The sequence below is a fragment of the Proteus vulgaris genome, from assembly GCF_023100685.1.
GTDB lineage: Bacteria > Pseudomonadota > Gammaproteobacteria > Enterobacterales > Enterobacteriaceae > Proteus.
Window position 1 is genome coordinate 2394775 of record NZ_CP090064.1, and the last position, 24783, is coordinate 2419557.

Here is a 24783-nt window from a genome sequence, read left to right on the forward strand (position 1 = left end):
TATGCTACGAGGAATACTCATAGCATATTAATGAATATATTAACGAACAACTAGCACTGAAATTTCCGCGTAACGAACTACGCCTGCAGCTGTAGAGCCTAATAAATGAGTGCTAATATTAGGTCTACGTGAGCCAATGACAATTAAGTCGGCTTGAATATCTTTTGCTGTAACTAAAATCTCATCACGAGGTGAGCCAAAAGTAACCGTATAAGCGACCTTTTCAGCAGGTAAATCCACCGAATCTACCAACATTTGCATATCATTTTCTGCTTTCACTGTCGCTTTATCTTTAATTTCTGGATAACCCAGTGAATAAGCATTAATGATTGCCGAAGAGATAGGAAGAACATGAATTAAATGTAAGTTAGCTCCCGTTTCTTTTGCTAAATACACTGCATGTCGTACTGCTTTACTGGTTAACTCTTCTTCTACAATATCAATAGGCACTAAAATCGTTTTATACATAATAACTCCTCTCAACTCTCCATTTACCTTAATCCTACCGCAATAACCCAAAGATTACTGTGAGTGAATTAACTAAAAACAATCTAATCTTAATATAAACCTACTTTAATTATTAATACGTTATACGAAAAAACAAAAGATCTTATTCAAAATAATCGGCATTATGTTTTTGTGTTCTCGCCCATATTTGATTACGAACATCGCGGACAGTATCAATCAATTCTGAAGCTGTTAAGCCTATTGGTCCAATACCTTTTTCAACTAAAATATCGGCAGCTATACCATGTATCCAAACCGCACTTTTAACTGCATCAGACATTACCATTCCTTGCGCTAAAAAACTCCCCATGATACCAGTTAATACATCCCCACTTCCTGCTGTTGATAATCCACTGTTACCTGTTCTATTAATTATTATCTCCCCTGTAGGAGAAGTAATAACTGTATGTTGTCCTTTGATTATTGCCCAACAGTGGTAAAGTTTTGTCACTTCTTTGGCTGCTTGTTCTCGGTTATTTTGAATATCACTCAATGTACAATTAAGTAAAATAGCGGCTTCTTTGGGATGTGGCGTTAATACACAATGTTGATTAAGTGAGATTTGTGATTTTAATTTTGCCATCAACACTAGCGCATCTGCATCAAAAACATAAGGCTGATTTTCATTCCGCTGAGCTAATACATTTAATAAAATATTTTCAGAATTTGCTGACAACCCCAATCCACAACCAACCGCCCAAGCAGAAATATCTTGCCTATCCACTAACTCAGACGCTGTTTTTAGCATGAGTTCTGGTGCACTATCAATAAAAGGAAGAGGAAGTTGTAACTGTGCGAAACCAAGAAAAACTTTTCCACAGCCCGCTTTTAATGCACTTTTACCAGCCAAGACAATGGCACCACTCATTCCTTCAGCGCTACCAATAATACCAATTGTTCCAAATGTACCTTTATGTGTATTTCCTGTTTTACGCTGATAAAGTGCAGGGTAATGTGTTATTGCATGTAATAGTTGCTCTTTTTTCATCTTATTCTCCTCCACCATTTCCTGCATTTTTTCTTATTATTAATCGCAATAGATATACAAACTCTCCTTCACGATTGATATTCAAAGTATAGCGTGATTTTAGTAAGTAAATGTGTGAGCTTACTATTTTGCCTAATTGTCACTCTAACGATCCCAATCTGATAAAATGCTTAAGGCTATACTATTCATCCCTCATCAAGACTTTGCTATTCTATCGGCCTAATTTGATATCATTGGCCAATTAAACACAAAGGAAGTAGATAATGAACGAAAAATTTAAAACACAAGCAGATGTTGAAACATTGGCAGAAGAAGTGGCTTGCTTAAAAACTCTTGTCACTTATATGTTAAAAGCATTAGGCCAAGCAGATGCAGGACGTATTATTTTAAATATTGAACGCGCGATTGCAGAAGTTGATGACGAAAAACAAGCAGAGACATTCCGTAATACTATTAGCCAAATTAAAACTGTTTATCGCCAATAATTGATTTATTTTGGATTGGGTACTAGTACATATTTTTATTCTATTTTCTGAACTTTTTGTGCTGCACAAATAAACAAAAATTAGTTTTAAATTTCTATATACTTAATCTCGAAATAAACCATTCTTTATTCATTTAGCTACCCCTCTATCTTTATAGAGGGGATTTTTTTCTCTTTCATCCCCATTTTTTAACTCTCCCATTAAAAAATTTTTCATATTTTATAAATGATAATTATTTTGTTTATTCATTATTTTAGCTAATAATCTGAATAATAGATTCTTTTTGTTAAGAGTTTTTAATGTTATTTGAATTAGAGAAGAAGATAAAAAATCTTATACCTTTAGTGTGGTGATTACAAATTAACCTATAGAATACAGTAAATTAAGTTTAACTTAGTATTATAGGTTATCATTTTATCCTTATTTTTATATTTAATTCTCTATTTTTTATTATTAACGTAAATAAAAATCAACATCATAAAATGTAAATAAAGATAAATCCTAATATTATTAAATTTATGTTATTTTATTTATTGTTAATTATAATTTTCCTTTGAAAATAAAAAGCTAGCTTATTGTCCTTAAACACAATTATAGCTATGAAATTAGATTCAATCGGATTAAAAAAATTAACGTTTTATATTTTTTACACTTATTCTGATTTATCGTCATCCCTGTTTATATGTTACACTCAATGAGTACGTACCAAAAAATAAACATGAGGCTAAAATGAAACCACTTCTCTTATCTCTGCTATTATTGCCCGCAGTTGCTTTCGCTAACCCAACAAAAATGGCTGATGATTACTGCGATACTTTTAAAGATATCTCAATTAAAGCTTATGATACAAAAGAGCCAGCAGAGAAAATTGCCAAAGATGCAGTAGCCTCTTTAAATGCAAAGAAATTTGATTTTGCAAAATTAGAAGCAACTGAAGCACAATTTACTGAAGGCACTATCGAAGTTGTTAACTCTTTACGTGATGCAAAAGCTGAAATTGGTTCTCGAGCAGAATTCCAAGAAGGCCTAACTCAAATTGTTGCAGCTTGTAAAATTCAAATGATCTCTGCATTAGAAGAGCAAAAAAAATAATCTTCTCATTAAGAAATGAGTAGTAATCAATTTAAAGAGTAGAAATTATCCTGCTCTTTTTTATTTCGCCCTCTCCATCACTTATTCTTCTTACCTTTTGCTTTTCCCTTGCTTTTTTCTCTTTCTCTATAACTAACTCTCTATACTCTAAATAATTCGAGGAATCACTAGGAGCATACAATACGAATGGATCCAGTCACAACGCTACGGCTTGAAGTATGACGAGTATCAATTATAGAGTATCTATCTATCAATATTAAGGTTTATAATACCTCGGTAAATACTTGTTAGTACTGGCCATAAAAAGGAGATATTGTGAGCAACGAACAATCCATCCAGCGTTTAAGAAGACTACGCCAGTCAGAAAACCTGCGCGCTCTCTTTCAAGAAACAACCTTAACTAAAAATGATCTCGCTCTGCCTATTTTTGTTGAAGAAGGGCTTGATGATTATCAGCCTATTAAAAGTATGCCGGGTGTGGTTCGTATTCCTGAAAAGCGTCTTGCTTATGAAATTGAACGCATTGCCAAAGCTGGCATTAAAACTGTCATGACTTTTGGGGTATCCCATCATCTTGATGAAACTGGGAGTGATGCTTGGAAAAGTGATGGCTTAGTTTCTCGTATGTCTCGTATTTGTAAAGATGCAGTCCCAGAAATGATTGTGATGTCTGATACTTGTTTTTGTGAATACACTTCACATGGTCACTGTGGCGTTTTACATGGTGAACATGTTGATAATGATGAAACTATCTATAATTTAGGTCTTCAAGCTGTTGCAGCCGCGCAAGCTGGTGCAGATTTTATCGCTCCATCTGCAGCAATGGATGGACAAGTCGCCGCCATTCGTGCAGCACTTGATAAAGCAGGCTTTAGTGATACAGGCATTGTCTCTTATTCAACTAAATTCGCTTCCGCCTTATATGGTCCTTTCCGTGATGCAGCAGGCTCTCGTTTAATTGGTGATCGCAAAACTTATCAAATGAATCCAATGAATCGCCGTGAAGCTATCCGTGAATCATTAATTGATGAACAAGAAGGCGCTGATATGCTGATGGTAAAACCTGCAGGCGCTTATTTAGATATTATTCGCGATGTGCGTGAACGTACGTTATTACCTTTAGCTGCTTATCAAATCAGTGGTGAGTATGCCCAAATTAAATTTGCGGCATTAGCTGGTGCAATCGATGAAGATCGTGTGGTCATGGAAACTTTAGGTTCAATTAAACGTGCAGGAGCAGATTTAATTCTGTCTTACTTTGCACTTGATTTAGCTGAAAGAAACCTACTTTAATCATCTTATGCTCAAAATGATCTAAGGTGTATAAGGTACAGCTATACACAATGTTTCATTTGTGTACATACAGTAAACAACTTGTTGAAGATGCTCTAAATAATTCAAGGTGTAGCTAGGCAACAACGCTACACTTTGAAATATGACGAGTAATTTTATTATGGGGCTACTATGGATAACTGTATTTTCTGTCAAATCGTAGCAGGAAAAGCACCTTGCCATAAAATTTGGGAAGATGATCACCACCTCGCTTTTCTCTCTATATTTCCTAATACCAAAGGCTTTACTGTTGTTATCCCTAAAAAACACTATCCAAGTTATGCGTTTGATTTAAGCGATGAAACCTTAGCCTTACTCGTTATTGCGACCAAAAAAGTTGCTAAAATCTTGGATAAAACATTCCCTGATGTGTCTCGTTCAGGAATGTTTTTTGAAGGCTTTGGTGTTGATCATGTTCATAGTAAACTTAGTCCAATGCATGGTACTGGTGATATGACTAAATGGGCACCTATTGAAAATAAGCAGAAGATTTTCTTTGATAAATATCCGGGTTATCTTTCATCTCACGATTTTGAACGTGCGAGTGATGAAGAGCTTGCACAATTAGCAGCCTTGATCAGAAAAAACAATAAATAAATAAATACAACAAATAAAAATTTGACTTATTTTTTATACTCAAAGCTTTCAAATATAAAAAAACGCTCAGCCTTATATTTTAAGTTGAGCGTTTTTGATCAAGATAAATAAATTATTTAGTTGAAAGCTTTGCTTCCATCGGTAAATAAGGCTGAACTTTCTGTTCAAGGAGTTCAATTAATGCCGGATCATTAAAGCAATAATTATCAGGTATTCCCAATACATGGGCTTTTTTATAGCGCATGGTTGCAGGAAAATGTGCAGATAAACGATTTAAATGTTTAGATTCCATGACAAGCACTAAATCAGCCCATTTTAGCAATTCATTATCAACAACACATTGCGCATCTTTGCGCGTACCTGCTGAAAGTGTATTAATTCCTTCTCTATCTGCAAACAATAGTTCAGCGGTTGGGCTTCGCCATTGGTTTTTACTGCAAATAAATAAGATATTCATTATTACTCACTATCAGATAATGCATTTAATCGACGCTGACTACGAGAAATTCTTGGATATTCAATTCCTAGTTGTGCAGCTCTGGTCATTTTGAGTGATCGAGTATATAAATTAGACCATTTTTTTTCTGGTTTAAACATCACTCGTGAACACCCCATTTCTTGATGTTTATTTTTGCGGTTAACACATTGGCGCCAACCACGATCTCTTTGTGTAGACATAAAAACCTCTCAGATTAAAGGGATAGCAGCCGCAGTAATACGGAGAGGGTCTAACCATATGTATAATACATGATAAAAATAAAATTCTAAACTTAATAATAAAAGATATCTTTTGTCTCTATACGCAATTATCCTTAATAATTAAATTATATTATTTAAAAATAGAAAAACAAAATATTATACTGAACATTTAATATAAAAAGAGAATAATGAACACAGTAACCATGGTGTTAAATAACTAACTGGTTTAATCTATTATCATTGAATAAATTTAACTCGAGAATAAAAAATGAAAAAAATAGTATTCTTCTTTTTCAGCTTATTAATTTTAAGTACCACTGGATGTGTAACAGGTGCTGTTTGGTATAGTAATCCTGTCGTAGGTTCAGAATACAAAAAACAGGCCAGTGTAAATGATAATATAGTAGGTGCTTTTGAATATAAAAATCTCAGAGTTAAATATAATCAAAATAATGAAAATCTAGCGCCCATTCAATTACCAGGATCTGGGTATGGGTTCTTAGGTGAAAATTATATTTATATACTAACTCAAGGTGCTGATGAACTAATGCAATTAAATGAAATCATTAAAACAATCCCATTGAAAGCATTTGATAATTCTGAAGGTATCATTAGACTAAAACTTACCAAAGAAAATGATAATGTCATTGAATTTAAAGAAAATTACCATGTTTATATCAGTAAAAAATTCACATTAACTGACAAACAAACAGAAGTATTAAAAAATTTAGGATTTAAAGAAACACGTAATTCTGATGACAGTTCATGGGTGAAAACAATACCTATCAAAGGATACGTATTCCAGAAAGACGTTATGGAAATGCCTGCGACATTGAAAGACAAATTAAACGAAAATTATAAAGTCGAACTGTATACTTATGAAAAGAGCAACTCATTTAAACCAGGTAATTTAGCTAGTAATATTATCATTACCCCACTCACGCTTGTGGCAGATGTGATCGCTACCCCTGTGATTATGTTGGCCTTTTCGGATTATATTTGGCGATAAAAAATTTGGTGATAATGGATCAGTTATTATTTACTGATCCATTATTAAGATAAATTAAAAATCACTTGTAAGTAATTCGAGTTGGCTTATCTAACATAATTTCTGTTTTTGCTGGCTCTGTTTGTGCAATAACTTTACCTTGGCGAATAGAATAACGCACAGGTACTTGACGACGTAAAGCATCAAATCCGTTATCTGCTGGCAGAATAATAAAGTTTGCACTATTTCCTACTTCAACACCATAATCCGTTAACGCCAATGTTTTAGCACTATTATGACTAATCAACTGTAATCCCTTATCAATTTGGCCATAGCCCATTAATTGGCAAACATGCAATCCCATATGTAAGACTTGGAGCATATTTGCTGTGCCTAATGGATACCAAGGATCAAAGACATCATCATGACCAAAACAGACATTAATATTACTTTCTAGCATCTCTTTTACGCGAGTAATACCACGACGTTTTGGATAAGTATCAAAGCGTCCTTGCAAGTGAATATTAACCAAAGGATTCGCCACAAAGTTAATGCCAGACATTCTTAATAGTCGGAATAAACGTGAAGTATAAGCCCCATTATAAGAATGCATTGCGGTTGTATGACTTGCAGTCACTCTTGAACCCATATTTTCTTTATGGGCTAAAGCCGCAACAGTTTCAACAAAGCGCGATTGTTCATCATCAATTTCATCGCAATGAACATCTATTAAACGATCATACTTTTGTGCTAAAGCGAAGGTTTTATGCAGAGATTCAACACCATATTCACGCGTAAATTCAAAGTGAGGGATCGCACCGACAACATCTGCGCCTAGCTTTAATGCTTCTTCTAATAAAGCTTCACCATTAGGGTAAGATAAAATACCTTCTTGAGGAAAAGCGACTATTTGTAAATCAACCCAAGGTTTTATTTCTTCTTTTACTTCCAACATTGCTTTTAATGCTGTGAGTGAAGCATCTGAAACATCCACATGTGTTCTAACATGCTGAATACCATTAGCAATTTGCCATTGCAATGTTTGCCATGCACGTTGTTTAACATCATCATGTGTTAACAATGCTTTTCGCTCTGCCCAACGCTCGATACCTTCAAATAACGTACCTGATTGATTCCAGTTCGGTTGCCCTGCAGTTTGTGTAGTATCTAAATGAATATGAGGTTCAACAAAAGGCGCATGAACCAATCCGCCTTGAGCATCTAAGGCATCAGGATGAAAATCATTTTCAGGTTGAGATGCAATGGCTTCAATTTTGTTATTTTTTAGCGTAATGCGCCATAAACCTTCTTTTCCAACTAGACGAGCATGGTTAATTTGTTCGATATTTTTACCCAGCATGACTTATCTCCGCTTGTCGAGCTGTACGACGATTTAATATTGGATTTAACACAGCGTAACTTATTGCTCCCCCCAACACGGCATTAACAGGCACGATACCTGGTAACCAATGCCCTGCCATAATGCCAATGGCAACAGCGAGTAGTGCTACCCAGTTAACCGATTGCATTGTAGCAACATTAAAGGAGTTATAACGTGCTTTATTCATCAGATAATCTGCAATAATAACACCTCCTACTGGTGGAATTGCTGCAGATAAAAAGGTAAGCCAACCAACAAAGTTATTATAAAGCCATAATGCACACAGCGTACCAATGATACCGTTTATTACTGAAAGTTTTTTGCTTGATAAACCAGTGATATTGGCAAAACCTAATCCTGATGCATATAACGCGTTGTCATTCGTTGTCCAGATATTTAAACCTAGCACCACGATAGCCGGAAGTAATAATCCTTGCGCAATCATCACATCAGAAATATCTGCCATTCCCAGTGAAGCCGCACCAGCCGCACCAAAGACAAACATCAAGGTATTTCCTAAGAAGAAAGCAATAATGGCGACAATGACAGCAACTTTAGGGTTTCGTCCAAAGCGGACAAAATCAGCAGTCAGTGTACCCGCACTAATAAACGATCCAACAACCATTGCTAACGCTAAATTAAAATCTAATGGCTGAGCCGGTTTTATCGCCATTAGTGTCGAAAGTCCCCCCATATCATGTACCGCAAGATAAACAGAGTAACTTCCGAGAATAGCGATAGCAGGAACTGCGATGATAGAGAGAATAGTGAGAGCAGAAATACCGAAGAATACTGTGATGGTCATTAAAATGCCGGAAATGGCGATAAGAAGATTGATATCAATACCAGTGGCTTTTCCTACCGGAATGGCAAACATTGCCACCCCCACACCAAACCAACCAACTTGAGTACCACCGAGTAAAAATGAGGGAAGCCAAGAACCTTTAATACCGAAAGAGTAACGCGCGAGGAGATGAGTAGTAAGACCTGTTTTTGAACCAATAAAACCAAGAAATGCGGTGTAGATACCAAGAAGAAGATTACCAATTAGAACTGCGAGGAAGAAATCATTAAAGGAAAGACCAGTACCAAGAGCGCCGCCAGTCCACATACTGGCTGAAAAAAACGTTAATCCCAACATCACAAAGGTTAACGCCAATCCACCCTTTCTTGCGGATATGGGCACTGGGCCCTGACTATAATTGTTGTCCTGAGACACTTTAACCCCCTATTAATTTCACCAGGCCAAAAAAATCTGACGAATTCTATCTGCATAAAAATATTATGCAAACGTTTTCGTCGTCTGTTTATTATAATTAATGGAATGCTTCAGTTATGGAGTGTTGATATTCATCACAGAAATGGCAGAAAAATTGTTGTTTTACTTGAATTTATCCCGTTATTTTGAATTTCTTTTATAAAGCGATTTTATTTAGAAATACTTATGATAAAAATTAATCATATTTTTTCCTGAATACTTAGATTTTATATAAATTATTTTTATATAACTTCAATATCAACAAAGAGAAAATAATGATAAAAAGACAAAAAAGGAATTTATATTCCTCTTTTGTCTGCCCTAATTTATAGGCTTAGATTCGTTTTTCTTGCAGCTTGATCACCTGCAATATAATATTTAGCCTGACTTTTAGGTAAAGATTTAATTCCTCTCACCTTATCAGCTAACTTTTCTGCAATCATAATTGTAGTCGCATTCAAATTCCCAGTGATTATTAGTGGCATAATAGATGCATCAATAACTCTTAAGTTTTCTATGCCGTGTACTCGACCTTCCCCATCGACAACTGCCATTTCATCCGTTCCCATTTTACATGTGCCACAAGGATGAAATGCTGTTTCAGCACGTTCTCTAACAAAAGCATCAAGTTGTTCATCATTTTGAATATGTTTACCTGGACTAATTTCTTCGCCACGATAAGCATCTAATGCTGGTTGTGCCATTATTTCTCGCGTAATACGGATAGCGGAGCGAAACTCTTCCCAATCTTGTTCTGTGGACATGTAATTAAATAAAATATTGGGATGTTGATGAGGATCTGTAGAAGCTAATTTTACTCGCCCGCGACTGGGTGAACGCATAGAGCCTACATGAGCTTGGAAACCATGCACTTCTACTGCATTGGTGCCATTATAATTAATGGCAACGGGTAGAAAATGGAATTGAATATTAGGCCACGCAAACTTTTCGCTAGAGCGAATAAATCCCCCCGCTTCAAATTGATTGCTTGCACCGATCCCTGTTCCTTGAAATAGCCATTGCGCACCAATCTTAGGCTGGTTATACCATTTTAAAGCAGGATAAAGTGAAACGGGCTTTTTACATTCATACTGCAAATACATTTCTAAGTGATCTTGCAGATTTTCCCCAACTCCAGGTAATACATGTACTGGCTGAATATTAAATTCGTTTAATACTTTGTCAGGCCCAACACCAGAACGTTGCAAAATTTGGGGCGAAGCAATTGCACCCGCGCAAAGTAATACTTCTCGATTGGCTTTAACACGATGAGGTGTGGTATTTTCGCCTGAAAAATAACGGACACCCACTGCTTTTTTACCTTCAAACTCAATAATATCAGTCGTTGCATGTGTCTCTATCGTCAAGTTTTTACGCACTTTTGCTTGATCAAGATAGCCTCTTGCTGTACTTGCTCGACGACCTTTAGGTGTGACGGTTCTATCCATCGGGCCAAAACCCTCTTGCTGATAGCCGTTAAGATCAATCGTTTTTGGGTATCCTGCTTGTACACCCGCCTCAATCATTGCTTTAAATAAGATATTATTGCCTTTTTTCGGCGTAGCCACACTTACAGGACCTTTATCACCATGATAATCATTAGCGCCAATATCTCGACTTTCTGCCTTACGAAAATAAGGTAAACAGCTTAAGTAATCCCACTCTTCAAGGCCAGGTAATTTAGCCCAACCATCAAAGTCCATCGCATTACCACGGATATAGCACATACCATTAATTAATGATGAGCCACCAAGCCCTTTCCCTCGGCCACATTCCATGCGTCGGTTATTCATATAAGGTTCAGGCTCTGTTTCATAAGCCCAATTATATCGCCTACCTTGTAATGGATAGGCTAATGCCGCTGGCATTTGTGTACGAAAATCGAACCTGTAGTCCGGACCTCCAGCTTCAAGGAGCAGCACAGTAACTTCAGGATCTTCTGTCAAGCGGGTAGCAAGAACGTTACCGGCTGAACCAGCACCGATAATAATGTAGTCATAGACCATTGTTATCTCCTCTGTTTCAGTCATTAAAAAAAGAATGGATTAAAAAACGGATGAAAACTCCCCAAGTTCAACTTGAATAGATTTTATTTGAGTATAATTCTGTAGTGTAACAAGCCCATTTTCACGTCCCACACCAGAATGTTTATAGCCACCAACTGGCATTTCTGCAGGAGACTCGCCCCATGTATTGATCCAACAAATTCCGGCTTCCAATTGGTGAATAACACGGTGAGCTGTTGTGAGATCTTTGGTGACAAGACCTGCGGCCAAACCATAAACGCTATTATTTGCGCGTAAAACCACTTCATCTTCAGTTTGATAACTAAGAATACTCATCACAGGACCGAATATTTCATCTTGTGTGATATTCATATCATCGGTGCAATCTGTGAAAACAGTAGGTGCAACATAAGCACCTTGAGCAAAATTTCCTTCTAATAAACGATGACCACCACAAAGTAATCTTGCCCCTTGAGCTTTGCCTAACTCAATATAACTCAAGACTTTTTCAAGATGAGGAAAACTGACCAGTGGGCCAAAATTGGTGTCCATTTCAAGAGGTGAGCCGATCCTAATACGTGATACGCGCTCTATAATTTTCGCTTCAAATGCAGGTTTTAATCTTTCAGGAACAAAGACACGAGTGCCATTGGTACACACCTGCCCTGAACTATAAAAATTCGCCATCATCGCAATATCAGCAGCGGTATCTAAATCTGCATCATCAAAAATAATTAAAGGTGACTTTCCACCAAGTTCCATGGTTACTTCTTTCAAACTTGAAGCAGACGCATTTGCCATCACCTTTTTACCCGTTTCAATTCCTCCAGTAAAAGAAACTTTCGCGATATCAGGATGCAGTGTTAACCATTGCCCCACATTCGCTTTTCCTGTAACAACGTTAAAAACGCCCTTTGGCACCCCTGCCTCGGTGTATATTTCGGCAAGTTTTAATGCTGTTAATGAAGTCATCTCACTTGGTTTAAAGATCATTGCATTACCTGCGGCAAGTGCAGGTGCAGATTTCCACAACGCTATTTGAATGGGGTAATTCCATGCACCGATACCAGCAACAACTCCCAATGGCTCGCGGCGAGTGTAAGCAAAAGCGGTTTCTCTAAGTGGAATTTGCTCTCCTTCAAGTGCAGGAATAAGACCTGCGTAATACTCTAAAACATCAGCGCCCGTCACAATATCAACATAGCGTGTTTCAGATAGCGGTTTGCCTGTATCTAAGGTTTCTAAATGAGCCAATTCATCATTACGTTCACGTAAAATATCAACAGCGCGTCGTAAAATTCGAGAGCGTTCCATAGCCGTCATCGCACGCCAAATTTTTTGCCCTTGTTTTGCGCTCTCTACAGCCCAATTGATATCTTCTTCACTTGCAGACTGTAAATGGGCGATCACTTCGCCATTAGCTGGGTTAATCGCTTCAAATTGTTCACACTCCGGTTGTGCGCAATCAACATATCCACCATGAATATAGAGTTTATGTAACGGTGGGTTTGGCATAGTTTCTCCTTTATTATTAGTTTCTTAAGTCTTTATTTGACTCCGATTTGTCAGTTGCATATCGATATATTCATTAGTAATGGTTTTGGCCTCTTCAAGAGAGAATGGTGCATTACTTAACGCACTTCGTAGCCATAAACCATCTATTAATGCGGCTAAACCTTTCGCAGCCAAACGTGCTTGATCTTTAGTAAGAACGCGCCCAAACTCGTAACTTAAATTGGAATAAAGCCTTCTATCATTGACCTTTTGTAGACGATTCAAATTAGGCTGATGCATACTACTTGCCCAAAATGCTAGCCATGTTTTCATTGCCGCTTCACTGGTTTGAGTAGTATCAAAGTTACCTTCAACAATAGCTTGGATACGTAGCTTAGGTGTTGCATCGCTTAACATTCTTAAACGTATCGCCACCGCAAAACCCAATTGATACTGGATATGGCGCATGGCAGCTTCCAACAATCCATTTTTATCACGAAAGTAGTGACTAATAATGCCGTTAGAAACACCGGCTTTTCGAGCTATCAATGCGATGCTCGCCTCTTGCATTCCAACCTCATTAATCACTGCTAACGTTGCTTGGATTAATTGCTGTTTACGTATCGACTGCATTCCTATCTTCGGCATGTTTTAAAGACCTAAAAAATACATTGAACACATTCATTAAACGTTTTTTTAATTGAACATTCAATCAATATTAACTATTGTTTATCACAATTAATTTACATTTAGATATAGGAGGATATTGTGAAAATTTGAATCTTTGCAACTAATTCAATTAGTTAACAAAGAATGCAACTTTTAACTTTTAGGTAAATAATTTTTTGGAATTTCTGATGACAACTCTTAACAGCACAAAAAAACCACAGAAAGACAAGCTCAATTCTGTCGTTTTTTTCGCTTCAGCAACGCTGATTTTAGCGTTTTCTTTTTTCACTATTTTGATGACAGAAACAGCAAATACATGGATTGTGGCAACACTGGGATGGGTATCAAAAACCTTTGGTTGGTACTATCTATTAGCAGCAACGTTATACATCGTTTTTGTTATTTTTGTTGCCACATCTCGTTTTGGAAATATCAAATTAGGGCCTGAACAATCAAAACCTGAATTTAGTGTTTTAAGTTGGTCTGCGATGTTATTTGCAGCCGGTATTGGGATTGATTTGATGTTTTTCTCTGTAGCAGAGCCGATTACACAATATATGTTACCGCCAACCGGCGAAGGTGAAACAATAGAAGCAGCCCGTCAGTCGATGGTGTGGACTTTATTCCACTATGGCCTGACGGGCTGGTCTATGTATGCACTTATTGGTATCGCTTTGGGCTATTTTAGCTATCGTTACAATTTGCCATTAACCATACGCTCTGCACTTTATCCTATCTTTGGAAATCGTATTTATGGCCCAATTGGTCATACAGTTGATATTGCTGCGGTATTAGGCACCATTTTTGGTATTGCAACAACGTTAGGTATTGGTGTTGTACAACTTAATTATGGGCTAAAAGTTCTTTTTGATTTACCCCAAGGATTGAGCGTTCAAGGCGGATTAATTCTATTATCTGTTATTATGGCCGTTATTTCTGCAACATCGGGCGTTAACAAAGGGATCAGGATTTTATCTGAATTAAATGTATTACTCGCATTGGGGCTTATTTTATTTATCTTATTTGCAGGTGATACTGAGTTTTTATTAAATGCACTGGTATTAAATGTCGGTGATTACACTAATCGTTTTTTAGGCATGACATTAAATAGTTTTGCATTTGATAGACCAACGGATTGGATGAATAGCTGGACACTGTTTTTCTGGGCTTGGTGGGTTGCATGGTCACCTTTTGTTGGACTCTTTTTAGCTCGTATTTCAAGAGGACGAACAATTCGACAATTCGTCATAGGTACCTTAATTATTCCCTTTGTTTTTACACTGTTATGGTTATCCATTTTTGGGAATAGCGCTTTATATGAAGTGATCCATGGCAATAAAGCACTCGCACAAACAGTATTAGAAGCACCCGAAAAAGGATTCTATTCATTATTAGAACTCTATCCCGGTTTTGGTTTAACGGCTTCTGTCGCCACAATTACGGGATTATTATTTTATGTCACTTCTGCCGATTCTGGTTCATTAGTATTAGGCAATTTCACCTCTCAATTAAGTCATGTTAATAACGACGCCCCCAATTGGCTTCGCATTTTCTGGTCTATTGCTATTGGTTTATTAACGTTAGGTATGTTAATGGCGGATGGTATTTCGGCCTTACAAAACACAACTATAATAATGGGATTGCCCTTTAGCTTTGTTATTTTCTTTATTATGGCTGGACTTTATAAATCATTAAAAGTCGAAGATTTTAGACGTGTTAGTTCGCTAAATACCAATGCGCCAGCACCACTTTATGGTAATACTACGATGAATTGGAAACAGCGTTTAGGGCGGGTTATGAATTTCCCAGGAACGACCTATACACAACGCATGTTAGATTTAACCTGTATGCCAGCAATGCAAGATGTGGCTAAAGAACTTTTATTACGTGGAGCAAAAGTTGAATTCAATTATTATCCAATTGAAGATAATGAACGTTTACATCATTTAGAGCTTGTGGTCGATCTTGACCAAGAGCAAAATTTTATTTATCAAATTTGGCCACAAAAATATTCAGTACCAGCATTCACTTATCGTGCTCGTCGAGGTAAATCAGATTATTACCGTTTAGAAACCTATTTATGGGAAGGTACCCAAGGAAATGACTTAATGGATTACACCAAAGAACAGGTAATTACTGATATTTTAGACCAATATGAAAAACATCTGAACTTTATTCATCTTAGTCGTGAAGCTCCAGGATCGACATTAACTTTCCCTGAGTCAAATTAAATCGTAACTTAAAATAAAAAAAGGAGATCGTTATTTGATCTCCTTTTTATTTGATTAATTTTCTACTTCACTGAAATAAACAATAGCCCTATACCTAAAAGAATTAATAACACACCAATAATTTTATCTGCCATTTTTTGATGTGAAAGTATTTTTGTGCGTAATAAAGGCGTAGAGAAAAATAACGCAACACAACTAAACCAAACCCAATGAGCAACAGAGATAAACATACCATAAGAAAGATTTATCCAGAGTGGATTACTCAAATTAGCCACTTGTGTATACAGCGCAATAACAAATAACATCGTTTTAGGGTTTAAAGCATTAGTAAAAAAACCAACCCTTAATGCTTGGAACATATTAGGTGCTGAATTGACTGCATTCTCAACCGTCAATTGTGTTTTATTCGTTAATGACTTAGAGCCTAAATAAATTAAATACCCCACCCCTAATAATTTCATTATAAAAAAAAGTGTCGGCGACTCTGTAATAATAAAAGAAACACCAAATACAGTATAAAAGACATGGATCTGAACACCAATCGCAATACCGATTGCTGTAATCAGCCCAACTCTCACACCATAGGAATAACTATTTTTTGTCACCATAGCAAAATCAGGGCCAGGGCTAATCACAGCCAAAACCGTGATCATCGCCACAGCAATTAGCTCACTCATTTCTTTCCTTACTTTCACATTTGAGTTGATTACATGTAATAAAAAGTGACATAAAATAAGATTTTATTTGAATAAAAAACTTATTTAATCCACCTAACCTCTCTATTTTGCTAATTTGACTAAAAATAAAAAGCGATTTATCTTGCAGTATATCTGTAATTTTTAATCGTCTATTTTATTACTCACTTTATGGCTTATTTTTATGAAAATGCCTTCTTTAACATCCTTACGTTTTTTTAATAGCGCGGCAAAAACAGGCAGTTTTGTCAGTGCTGCGGAGCAACTTCATGTTACACACAGTGCAGTAAGCCGACAAATACGGCTATTAGAAGATGAATTAGGCATTGCTTTATTTGAACGCCGTAATCGTGCAGTTTATTTAAATGAAGCGGGTCAGTATTTATATAAAACAACATCAGCAATATTTGAACAACTTGAAGAAACCGTCACCCATTTGCGCTCTCCTTTAAATAACCCCGTGTTAGTGGTTTCATGCGAACCTACTATTGCCATGAAATGGCTAATTCCGCGCCTTTCTCATTTTTATGCGTTACACCCTGAAATCACGTTGCACTTAGTTGCCGCTGGTGGTGCAATTGATTTTAATAAAGAAGGTGTCGATTTAGCGTTTAGACGAAATGATTTTTTTTGGAGCAAGAATATTTATGCAACCAAGATTTGTGATGAAAAAATAGGTGCTGTCATAAAACCGAATAACCTTCATCACTCACATAAGCAATTAATAACATTGTCACGGCCTCAAGCTTGGCAAGATTGGTTTCAATACTCAGGAGTTGTATCAAACTATACAAAAACCAGTGAATATGAGCATTTTTATCTAGCTATTCAAGCAACATTAGCTGGATTGGGAGCAACAATTGCCTCTTTTCTTATGGTACAAGATGAATTACATAATCAGCAATTAGTGACTATAAATGGGTTTGTAAAAGATAACTCAAGTTATTATCTACTTTCTCCAATAGAAATCGCCCCTGATTCTAAACAGGAAAAATTTAAAAACTGGATAATCGCCGAAGCTGAAAAGAGTTCAAAAGAGATTGATGAACGATCGTTCTAATACTGTTTTCACAAAAATACAACCATTCTCAGATTTGTCCCTTTAAAAAAATATTGAATAAATAGCTATTTTTTACGCATACATATTTACTTTAATCTATTTTTTAGTAATCTATGTGAACTAATAAAACATAGAATAATTTACTTGGGAAACATCACATGAATCGTCGTTCATTCTTAACATCATCAAGCTTAGTGATTGGGGGTCTTTCATTAAGTTCTTTTGTTAGCTCTGCTTATGCCAATGAATCATTGAAAAACAAATTGGTTTTTAACGCAGAAAATCCGCTATTACTTAACTTTAATGAAAACTCATTAGGCATGTCGCAAAAAGCTAAACAAGCTATTATTGATGCCTTACCTAATGCATTTAGATATCCAGATGATGCACGTAGCGCATTAATTAGCGAATTAGGGAAAGAATTTAAACTTTCAGATAAACATATCACTTTGGGTAATGGCTCATCTGAGACAATTCAAGCAGCCGTGCAATTTGTGGCAAATAAAGCTCAAAAAGAAGGTAAAGCGGTTCAACTTATTGTTCCTGATCCAACATTTAACTATGCCGAGCTTTATGCAGAACCTTTAGGGGTAAAAATCGTTAAAATTCCTGTTGATAGCACTCTGGCTTTTGATTTAGCTACTATGCAAAAAAAAGCACAGGAGTTTGATGGTATTAGCATGGTTTACTTATGTAATCCAAACAACCCTACAGCAATGCTAACGCCTACCTCAGAATTATCGAACTGGGTAAAATCAGCAAAAGAGAATGTCTTTTTTATTATTGATGAAGCTTACGCTGAGTTTGTTTCAACACCTGAATTTATCAGTGCAATTTCGTTAGTTGTTGCAGGATATAAAAATCTGATTGTCGCCCGTACTTTCTCAAAAATTTATGCCTTAGCAGGACTGCGTGTAGGTTATGGCGTTGCCGTCCCAGAAGTAATCTCACAAATTGATGCCTTTGTTTCTATTGATAATACTAATACTGCAGGTGCAGTTGCCGCATTAGCCTCACTGAAAGATAAAGCTTATGTGGAATATAGCCGTAAATCGATTGATGTTTCACGTCAGATGGTCGTGGATGCCTTAAAAGAGTTGAATATTGAATACGCACCTTCTCATGCAAACTTTATATTCCATAAAGTTAAAGGCGATGTAAAAACCTATCAAAATAGAATGAAAGAGGCGAATATTATGGTCGGCCGTGAATTTCCACCTGCTTTTGGTTGGAGTCGTTTAACTTTAGGCACACCAGAAGAAATGAGCTATTTCGTCATTACATTAAAAGCCTTTAGAGCTAAAGGTTGGATTTAATCTGATTTAATGCTTATTTTATTGGTTGATGAATAACGCCCTTGAAAATAATATCGAGGGCGTTTTTATTTATTACTGTTCTTGTAACTCTAGTTCTGCAATAACAGGAAGATGATCACTTGCATCTGACCATTTAAATGTTGCTGAATCTTGTGGGATGGTCATATTTTTGATATCCCAAACCTGACCTTTAAAGGTAAAGATATGGTCGATATCGATGGCTGGATTAATTGCTGGCCATGTACGTTTATCACTATTTGGTTTTTCAACAGGGTTCCAAAAATAGTTAATTTCTTGGATTGGTTGCTCATTGGCAGTAGAGTTAAAATCACCTGCCAATATTTTTATTGATGTTGAAATATTATCGAAACCTGTTTCTGTATCACCAATTGCAGCATCTAAAATGTGTCTTACTTGACCGATACGAATAGTGGGATCTTTTTGCCAATCAAGGTGTGTTCCCATAATAATAATCGGTGAATCAAACCCTGGTTTAGTAATCTGTGATAATAAAACAATACGTTGTTCTGCATTACCTGAAGGCAGATTAACGACCTGTGATTTATCAATTTTGTATTTTGATAAAATACCAACACCATATTGCCCACCATCAAAATCGAGCGCTTTGCCAAAAGCAAACTGCATATTATTGGCTTTTGCTAATTCTTCAAGTTGGTTAATATTTTTACTGCGTGCTGTTTTATTATCAACTTCAGTGACAACAATAACCTCAGCATCGATATTTTTGATTGCTTGGTTAAGCTTGTCAAAATTGGTGACATCCGCTGAAACTTCATTTTTACCAATATTATAGGTAGCTACTTTCAGTATCGGTTTATTATTTTGATACACCTTATTGGGTGTACCGCCTGATTGTACAGCAAGGATTTCTGAGCCTGTGGTATTTGCTACTGCCATTGATGACAGTAATATACCTGTGCTGGCTAGGATAGATATTGCACTTTTTTTCATAATTTCCCCGAAAAATAAACAGAATGCTAATGGATGGTCAACAATAAACTATCACACTGAAAATATGACGCAGTGATACAATCCACAAAGTTATTTCGAGATGCAAAAAATCAACCTGATATTGTGGCATTAAAAGCCCTTAGAGCTAAAGGGTAGGTTTAGTCAGATAATAATATCACTATAAAATAGTACCAATTTTATTTACTTTTAATTTTCAAATAGTATTCCATCACGTTATAAATACTTAATATTATTTTTAATTTATTATTTAAAATGAAAACAATGACATTTACTATCTCTAGTATTTTAATTCAATATATTAAAGACTAATGACATTAATTTGGATTACGTATTATTACTAGAGTGAAAATTTATTTTTTGTGAATTTCTTCTTAAGAATAAAATCAACACATTGATAATTAGCACCTTGCTTGCTATAACTAAAATTATCGAATAAAAATATAACTTTCAGTTTAAAGACAACAAATAAATTTTATTATCTTTAAAAATGAATAAATAAGATCTTTTTTATCCTTTTCTGAAACATGGTTATAACCACCAAGGACAGCAATATTATTGAATCAGCATCACGAAAAGGATAACCCATGTTATTACATCAACTGAAATTTCCCTTACTGTTTATTTTAAGTGCCTCGTTATTAACTGGCTGTCTATCCTTAAAAGAAAAAGCCGCTATTAAAGCGGAACAAGATAGAGCCGAACAACAGCGTTTAATTGACGAAGAAATTAAAAGTTATGGCCCACCCGCCGTGATTTATCGCATTGACGACCACCGTTTTTTTACCTTAGAGAAATATAATGAAAGGCGAGAAGGGCTCACCTATTACAACAATACAAAAAACAATATCCATCAAGAAATATTATACGGATCAGCTTGTTTATACCAAGGACGCCTAATTTGGGCAACCGAACGCGATGATGCTTTAGTTTTCCCTGCGGTACTGAGTCGAAGAACAGATCAATGCGCAGGCACTAAATGGGGTTGTGTTAACGCGATACTTGTCACCCTTGATGGTGGAAAAAACATTAGGCCCACAAATGGTGGATTTGGTGGCAATACTGATTATCCTGGTTTCAGATCGGCTAGTTTTGATATTATCGTCACCGATGAGGGATTTTATTTAGGAAAGACTTCAGTTAGCCGTCGAGAAATTAATGATGAATTAGCTAAACCTTGGTGGCGAAAATTTTATTTTGAATCCTCTCGCCCAAATTATGTCCATAGCAGTGTTGGGGATAAAGAATCCCCCTCTCCAACACTAAAAACCCCCTCAGGGCAAACCCGTTTTGATTGCAGTGCCCCTTCTATCTATCCTATTTCACAGGCGGAAAAATGATGAGCAATCGAGACTAACCCCGTTAATTAGCACCACCAAACTTTCTAAGAAAGAAGAAGGCAAAAAGTCAATAAAGCCATTCACGATAACAGCTAACGTCAATCGCTTTATTTAATTACTCACTTTATTGTTTTCAATAAAACGGCATCACGAAAAGGATAACCCATGTTATTACATCAACTGAAATTTCCCTTACTGTTTATTTTAAGTGCCTCGTTATTAACTGGCTGTCTATCCTTAAAAGAAAAAGCCGCGATTAAAGCGGAACAAGATAGAGCCGAACAACAGCGTTTAATTGACGAAGAAATTAAAAGTTATGGCCCTCCCACCGTGATTTATCGTATTGATGACCATCGTTTTTTTACCTTAGAGAAATATAATGAAAGGCGAGAAGGGCTCACCTATTACAACAATACAAAAAACAATATCCATCAAGAAATATTATACGGATCAGCTTGTTTATACCAAGGACGCCTAATTTGGGCAACCGAACGCGATGATGCTTTAGTTTTCCCTGCGGTACTGAGTCGAAGAACAGATCAATGCGCAGGCACTAAATGGGGTTGTGTTAACGCGATCCTTGTCACTCTTGATGGCGGAAAAACCTTCAGACCCACTAATGGCGGATTTGGTAGCAATACAGATTATCCTGGTTTCAGATCGGCTAGTTTTGATATTATCGTCACCAATGAGGGGTTTTATTTAGGGAAGACTTCAGTTAGCCGTCGAGAAATTAATGATGAATTAGCCAAACCGTGGTGGCGAAAATTTTATTTTGATCCTACTGATTCTAATTATGTCCATAATGATGTAGGTGACGAAGAAATACCTTCAAATAATTTAAAAACCTCTTCAGGACAAACCCGTTTTGATTGCAGCGCCCCCTCTATTTACCCTATTTCACAGGCGGAAAAATGATGAGCAATCGAGACTAACCCCGTTAATTAGCACCACCAAATTTTCTAAGAAAGAAGAAGGCAAAAAGTCAATAAAGCCATTCACGATAACAGCTAACGTCAATCGCTTTATTTAATTACTCACTTTATTGTTTTCAATAAAACGGCATCACGAAAAGGATAACCCATGTTATTACATCAACTGAAATTTCCCTTACTGTTTATTTTAAGTGCCTCGTTATTAACTGGCTGTCTATCCTTAAAAGAAAAAGCCGCGATTAAAGCGGAACAGGATAGAACCGAGCAACAGCGTTTAATTGACGAAGAAATTAAAAGTTATGGCCCTCCCACCGTGATTTATCGTATTGATGACCATCGTTTTTTTACCTTAGAGAAATATAATGAAAGGCGAGAAGGGCTCACCTATTACAACAATACAAAAAACAATATCCATCAAGAAATATTATACGGATCAGCTTGTTTATACCAAGGACGCCTTATTTGGGCAACTGAACGCGATGATGCTTTAGTTTTCCCTGCGGTACTGAGTCGAAGAACAGATCAATGCGCAGGCACTAAATGGGGTTGTGTTAACGCGATCCTTGTCACCCTTGATGGTGGCAAAACCTTTAGACCCACAAATGGCGGATTTGGTAGCAATACAGATTATCCTGGTTTCAGATCGGCTAGTTTTGATATTATCGTCACCAATGAGGGGTTTTATTTAGGGAAGACTTCAGTTAGCCGTCGAGAAATTAATGATGAATTAGCCAAACCGTGGTGGCGAAAATTTTATTTTGATCCTACTGATTCTAATTATGTCCATAATGATGTAGGTGACGAAGAAATACCTTCAAATAATTTAAAAACCTCTTCAGGACAAACCCGTTTTGATTGCAGCGCCCCCTCTATTTACCCTATTTCACAGGCGGAAAAATGATGAGTAACAGTAATTCAACTCGTTGGCTAAAACCTAAAGAGTGCCTTGATGGCAGTCAAGAATGGCGTTCTATCACTCATGCTGCCAATATTGGTGGAGAAATTCATGTGAAACCTCATTTACCTGGGATTATTATTTTTGTTCATGGGGTGAACTCAGAGGGAGAATGGTATAACGATGCTGAAGTCGATATCTGTAAAGGTTTAAATGAACGACTAAATTTAACTAATACTGCTTATGAGTTAAAAGAAAATATATACTATCAACCCAAATTTATCTTAGATGAAAAAAATTATGATAATAGTCACTATATTTATAAAGAGCCTATTCGAACATTAAAAAAGTTAGGTAATTCCCCTGTGATCCGTTTTTACTGGGGATACCGTGCAACGGATGATGATTTAGGTCAATACTGTATTCCACTAAAAAATAAAGCAGGAGAAAGCTATCACCGCTTAGTTAATGAAATACTTAATCCTGAATACAGTCATAAAGATGAAAGATATTGGACTTCCGAAGATATAAAAAAATACAATATTGTACAAGAATACCATTCCCTGCCTTACCGTAAAAAATGCCTCTTTATTAATGAAAAAATTAAACATAAAGGCCCTTTTTTCTGGGGCGGTGGACCGTTTCAAAATGGCTGTAATAATTTAGTCAGTTTATGGAGTGAGTATGGCTTTAGCAATCTCGCGATGTTATGGACGGTGATCCCAATGCCTATTCCTTATAATGTACAGGCCTTTAACCCTGAATCAGACCGACTATTAACAAAATCCCCCCTCGCCACTATTATGCCCATGCCGTAAAACGCTTAGCTAATTTAGTCAAAAAAATACGTGAAAACAACCCCTATGATACTGTCACTGTTATTTCACACAGCCAAGGCACGATGATAGCGTTAGCAGCGGCAGCGATTGAAGCCCCTGATAGCCTCTTTGTTTTAAATTCTCCCTATGCCACAAAAGATAATTTCTTAAATAGTTACTCTTATGTTTACAATGAAAATATTGACCAAGCCCAGCGTGAAGCCACACTAGAAGCGATCATTGATAAGATTGCAAAAAACAAAAATAGATTAAAATCATCCCCCTGTAGTTATTCAGGATTAGTGGTGGGACTCAGTGACGATGAAAAAAGCTGGACCCCTGATGTCGTCATCTATAAAGGAGAAAAACTGGATGTGAGTGATAAAAGAAATATTGAAAAAAATAGGGAAAACAATAAGGAAAAATTAGCTAGAGGTGAAATGATTAAGGAAAGAGATAATCACGGGCGGTTCTATATTTATTGTAATCCGCACGATCGTGTAATGGGATCATCACCGTTAGAAAGTATTGGTTGGTGCCCACTTCCTAATACTGAAGAAAGAGGACAAATACAGTATCATCCATTATTTGCCCTTGAGCATCCACCCTATATCAGAATGTTAGCACGTAATACGCCTTGTGGTGGAAAACCTAATCCAAAAACTATATTTACTGATGCAAATAGACGATTCAGTGATGGTAATATTTTTTGGGACAGCAATACCAAAACATTAGAAGGCTTCGCATGGCCTGAGCCTTCAGCTAATATTTCACTAAATATTAATGCTCCAGAAGTACCTCATCCTATTACACCCGCTGAACTGGCAACCTTTGATGAAGATTTTGCCGTAATAGAAAAAAAGAGGAGAACCCAGCCCCTGAAATTAATATAGATGCTGATAACCAGAAAAAAAAGATACCTTTAGGTCAAGGTTATGGACAATTAATATATAACTCCAAAAGTAGGAGCTATGAGCCCAAAGATGCCGAATATTACTTCTATAAAG

22 protein-coding genes and 1 pseudogene are annotated in these 24783 nt (G+C 36.4%); 12 read left to right on the forward strand and 11 right to left on the reverse strand.

Annotation, left to right across the window (positions count from 1 at the left end; genetic code table 11):
• Window positions 1-39 precede the first annotated feature (39 nt).
• On the reverse strand, window positions 40-468 hold the full coding sequence (locus LW139_RS11680; protein WP_036912874.1) for a universal stress protein: 429 nt from the start codon (window positions 466-468) through the stop codon (window positions 40-42).
• A gap of 142 nt (window positions 469-610) precedes the next feature.
• Window positions 611-1495 (reverse strand): NAD(P)H-hydrate dehydratase, encoded by an 885-nt coding sequence (locus LW139_RS11685; RefSeq protein ID WP_227335379.1) that lies wholly within the window; start codon window positions 1493-1495, stop codon window positions 611-613.
• 263 nt (window positions 1496-1758) lie between these two features.
• Between LW139_RS11685 and LW139_RS11690 the strand changes: the two genes are divergently transcribed.
• The 4 genes from LW139_RS11690 (at window position 1759) to LW139_RS11705 (ending at window position 5001) form a co-directional block, all read left to right on the forward strand.
• Window positions 1759-1980 (forward strand): DUF2594 family protein, encoded by a 222-nt coding sequence (locus tag LW139_RS11690; RefSeq protein ID WP_036936466.1) that lies wholly within the window; start codon window positions 1759-1761, stop codon window positions 1978-1980.
• 729 nt (window positions 1981-2709) lie between these two features.
• Window positions 2710-3072, forward strand: coding sequence for a hypothetical protein (locus tag LW139_RS11695; RefSeq protein WP_006536483.1), 363 nt, complete (start codon window positions 2710-2712; stop codon window positions 3070-3072).
• 315 nt (window positions 3073-3387) lie between these two features.
• Window positions 3388-4365: a porphobilinogen synthase gene (hemB, locus tag LW139_RS11700; protein WP_072064069.1), complete on the forward strand. Its 978-nt coding sequence runs from the start codon at window positions 3388-3390 to the stop codon at window positions 4363-4365.
• Between the two features lie 171 nt (window positions 4366-4536).
• A complete protein-coding gene (locus LW139_RS11705) occupies window positions 4537-5001 on the forward strand; it encodes an HIT family protein (protein ID WP_247849977.1) in 465 nt (154 codons plus the stop codon).
• 112 nt (window positions 5002-5113) lie between these two features.
• Here the strand turns inward: LW139_RS11705 and LW139_RS11710 are convergent, their stop codons facing one another.
• Both LW139_RS11710 and LW139_RS11715 read right to left on the reverse strand, forming a co-directional pair.
• The gene (locus tag LW139_RS11710) at window positions 5114-5458 is read right to left on the reverse strand and encodes a low molecular weight protein tyrosine phosphatase family protein (RefSeq protein WP_227335381.1); all 345 of its coding nucleotides are present in this window, start codon (window positions 5456-5458) and stop codon (window positions 5114-5116) included.
• Between the two features lie 2 nt (window positions 5459-5460).
• Window positions 5461-5679, reverse strand: a complete 219-nt coding sequence (locus LW139_RS11715; protein WP_036912865.1) for a hypothetical protein — start codon at window positions 5677-5679, stop codon at window positions 5461-5463.
• 289 nt (window positions 5680-5968) lie between these two features.
• On the opposite strand from LW139_RS11715, the gene LW139_RS11720 reads away from it, so the two are divergent.
• Entirely contained in the window at window positions 5969-6709 is a 741-nt protein-coding gene (locus LW139_RS11720; protein ID WP_227335382.1) for a hypothetical protein, read from the forward strand.
• Window positions 6710-6770: 61 nt separating this feature from the next.
• Here LW139_RS11720 and LW139_RS11725 read toward each other — a convergent pair whose 3' ends face one another.
• From LW139_RS11725 to betI, 5 genes are all read right to left on the reverse strand, one after another.
• Window positions 6771-8048 carry a cytosine deaminase gene (locus LW139_RS11725; RefSeq protein ID WP_227335384.1) on the reverse strand — a complete coding sequence of 426 codons (1278 nt, stop codon included), beginning with the start codon at window positions 8046-8048 and terminating at the stop codon, window positions 6771-6773.
• Window positions 8038-9288, reverse strand: a complete 1251-nt coding sequence (gene codB / locus LW139_RS11730) for a cytosine permease (RefSeq protein ID WP_166540023.1) — start codon at window positions 9286-9288, stop codon at window positions 8038-8040. The genes LW139_RS11725 and codB overlap by 11 nt, the downstream gene beginning before the upstream one ends.
• Window positions 9289-9653: 365 nt before the next feature.
• Window positions 9654-11333 (reverse strand): choline dehydrogenase, encoded by a 1680-nt coding sequence (betA, locus tag LW139_RS11735; RefSeq protein ID WP_247849978.1) that lies wholly within the window; start codon window positions 11331-11333, stop codon window positions 9654-9656.
• A gap of 39 nt (window positions 11334-11372) precedes the next feature.
• Window positions 11373-12848, reverse strand: coding sequence for a betaine-aldehyde dehydrogenase (gene betB, locus LW139_RS11740; protein WP_227335388.1), 1476 nt, complete (start codon window positions 12846-12848; stop codon window positions 11373-11375).
• A 24-nt stretch (window positions 12849-12872) separates the two neighbouring features.
• A complete protein-coding gene (gene betI / locus LW139_RS11745) occupies window positions 12873-13475 on the reverse strand; it encodes a transcriptional regulator BetI (protein ID WP_109400562.1) in 603 nt (200 codons plus the stop codon).
• A 209-nt stretch (window positions 13476-13684) separates the two neighbouring features.
• On the opposite strand from betI, the gene LW139_RS11750 reads away from it, so the two are divergent.
• Window positions 13685-15727, forward strand: coding sequence for a choline transporter (locus LW139_RS11750; RefSeq protein ID WP_109407622.1), 2043 nt, complete (start codon window positions 13685-13687; stop codon window positions 15725-15727).
• A 62-nt stretch (window positions 15728-15789) separates the two neighbouring features.
• On the opposite strand, the gene LW139_RS11755 is transcribed toward LW139_RS11750, so the two are convergent.
• A complete protein-coding gene (locus LW139_RS11755) occupies window positions 15790-16404 on the reverse strand; it encodes a LysE family translocator (RefSeq protein WP_247849979.1) in 615 nt (204 codons plus the stop codon).
• Window positions 16405-16606: 202 nt separating this feature from the next.
• On the opposite strand from LW139_RS11755, the gene LW139_RS11760 reads away from it, so the two are divergent.
• The gene (locus LW139_RS11760; RefSeq protein ID WP_109407624.1) at window positions 16607-17482 is read left to right on the forward strand and encodes a LysR family transcriptional regulator; all 876 of its coding nucleotides are present in this window, start codon (window positions 16607-16609) and stop codon (window positions 17480-17482) included.
• A gap of 158 nt (window positions 17483-17640) precedes the next feature.
• Window positions 17641-18798: a pyridoxal phosphate-dependent aminotransferase gene (locus tag LW139_RS11765; RefSeq protein ID WP_247849980.1), complete on the forward strand. Its 1158-nt coding sequence runs from the start codon at window positions 17641-17643 to the stop codon at window positions 18796-18798.
• 72 nt (window positions 18799-18870) lie between these two features.
• Here the strand turns inward: LW139_RS11765 and LW139_RS11770 are convergent, their stop codons facing one another.
• The gene (locus LW139_RS11770; protein WP_247849981.1) at window positions 18871-19770 is read right to left on the reverse strand and encodes an endonuclease/exonuclease/phosphatase family protein; all 900 of its coding nucleotides are present in this window, start codon (window positions 19768-19770) and stop codon (window positions 18871-18873) included.
• Window positions 19771-20375: 605 nt separating this feature from the next.
• Between LW139_RS11770 and LW139_RS11775 the strand changes: the two genes are divergently transcribed.
• From LW139_RS11775 to LW139_RS20750, 4 genes and pseudogenes are all read left to right on the forward strand, one after another.
• Window positions 20376-21128 (forward strand): T6SS immunity protein Tli3 family protein, encoded by a 753-nt coding sequence (locus LW139_RS11775; protein ID WP_247849982.1) that lies wholly within the window; start codon window positions 20376-20378, stop codon window positions 21126-21128.
• 165 nt (window positions 21129-21293) lie between these two features.
• Entirely contained in the window at window positions 21294-22046 is a 753-nt protein-coding gene (locus LW139_RS11780; RefSeq protein WP_247849983.1) for a T6SS immunity protein Tli3 family protein, read from the forward strand.
• Between the two features lie 165 nt (window positions 22047-22211).
• Entirely contained in the window at window positions 22212-22964 is a 753-nt protein-coding gene (locus LW139_RS11785) for a T6SS immunity protein Tli3 family protein (protein ID WP_247849984.1), read from the forward strand.
• Window positions 22964-24669, forward strand: a pseudogene (locus tag LW139_RS20750) (T6SS effector phospholipase Tle3 domain-containing protein). Before LW139_RS11785 ends, LW139_RS20750 begins: the two are co-directional and overlap by 1 nt.
• The last annotated feature ends 114 nt before the right edge of the window (window positions 24670-24783 follow it).

Bases quoted from the DNA above. Each gene is read 5' to 3' on its own strand.
- LW139_RS11755 (WP_247849979.1), bottom strand. From the start codon at position 16,404: ATGAGTGAGCTAATTGCTGTGGCGATGATCACGGTTTTGGCTGTGATT.
- LW139_RS11775 (WP_247849982.1), top strand. From the start codon at position 20,376: ATGTTATTACATCAACTGAAATTTCCCTTACTGTTTATTTTAAGTGCC.
- LW139_RS11760 (WP_109407624.1), top strand. From the start codon at position 16,607: ATGAAAATGCCTTCTTTAACATCCTTACGTTTTTTTAATAGCGCGGCA.
- LW139_RS11715 (WP_036912865.1), bottom strand. From the start codon at position 5,679: ATGTCTACACAAAGAGATCGTGGTTGGCGCCAATGTGTTAACCGCAAA.
- LW139_RS11695 (WP_006536483.1), top strand. From the start codon at position 2,710: ATGAAACCACTTCTCTTATCTCTGCTATTATTGCCCGCAGTTGCTTTC.
- LW139_RS11725 (WP_227335384.1), bottom strand. From the start codon at position 8,048: ATGCTGGGTAAAAATATCGAACAAATTAACCATGCTCGTCTAGTTGGA.
- LW139_RS11750 (WP_109407622.1), top strand. From the start codon at position 13,685: ATGACAACTCTTAACAGCACAAAAAAACCACAGAAAGACAAGCTCAAT.
- LW139_RS11680 (WP_036912874.1), bottom strand. From the start codon at position 468: ATGTATAAAACGATTTTAGTGCCTATTGATATTGTAGAAGAAGAGTTA.
- LW139_RS11770 (WP_247849981.1), bottom strand. From the start codon at position 19,770: ATGAAAAAAAGTGCAATATCTATCCTAGCCAGCACAGGTATATTACTG.
- LW139_RS11690 (WP_036936466.1), top strand. From the start codon at position 1,759: ATGAACGAAAAATTTAAAACACAAGCAGATGTTGAAACATTGGCAGAA.
- LW139_RS11765 (WP_247849980.1), top strand. From the start codon at position 17,641: ATGAATCGTCGTTCATTCTTAACATCATCAAGCTTAGTGATTGGGGGT.
- betA (WP_247849978.1), bottom strand. From the start codon at position 11,333: ATGGTCTATGACTACATTATTATCGGTGCTGGTTCAGCCGGTAACGTT.
- LW139_RS11785 (WP_247849984.1), top strand. From the start codon at position 22,212: ATGTTATTACATCAACTGAAATTTCCCTTACTGTTTATTTTAAGTGCC.
- LW139_RS11685 (WP_227335379.1), bottom strand. From the start codon at position 1,495: ATGAAAAAAGAGCAACTATTACATGCAATAACACATTACCCTGCACTT.
- betI (WP_109400562.1), bottom strand. From the start codon at position 13,475: ATGCCGAAGATAGGAATGCAGTCGATACGTAAACAGCAATTAATCCAA.
- LW139_RS11720 (WP_227335382.1), top strand. From the start codon at position 5,969: ATGAAAAAAATAGTATTCTTCTTTTTCAGCTTATTAATTTTAAGTACC.
- LW139_RS11780 (WP_247849983.1), top strand. From the start codon at position 21,294: ATGTTATTACATCAACTGAAATTTCCCTTACTGTTTATTTTAAGTGCC.
- LW139_RS11710 (WP_227335381.1), bottom strand. From the start codon at position 5,458: ATGAATATCTTATTTATTTGCAGTAAAAACCAATGGCGAAGCCCAACC.
- LW139_RS11705 (WP_247849977.1), top strand. From the start codon at position 4,537: ATGGATAACTGTATTTTCTGTCAAATCGTAGCAGGAAAAGCACCTTGC.
- betB (WP_227335388.1), bottom strand. From the start codon at position 12,848: ATGCCAAACCCACCGTTACATAAACTCTATATTCATGGTGGATATGTT.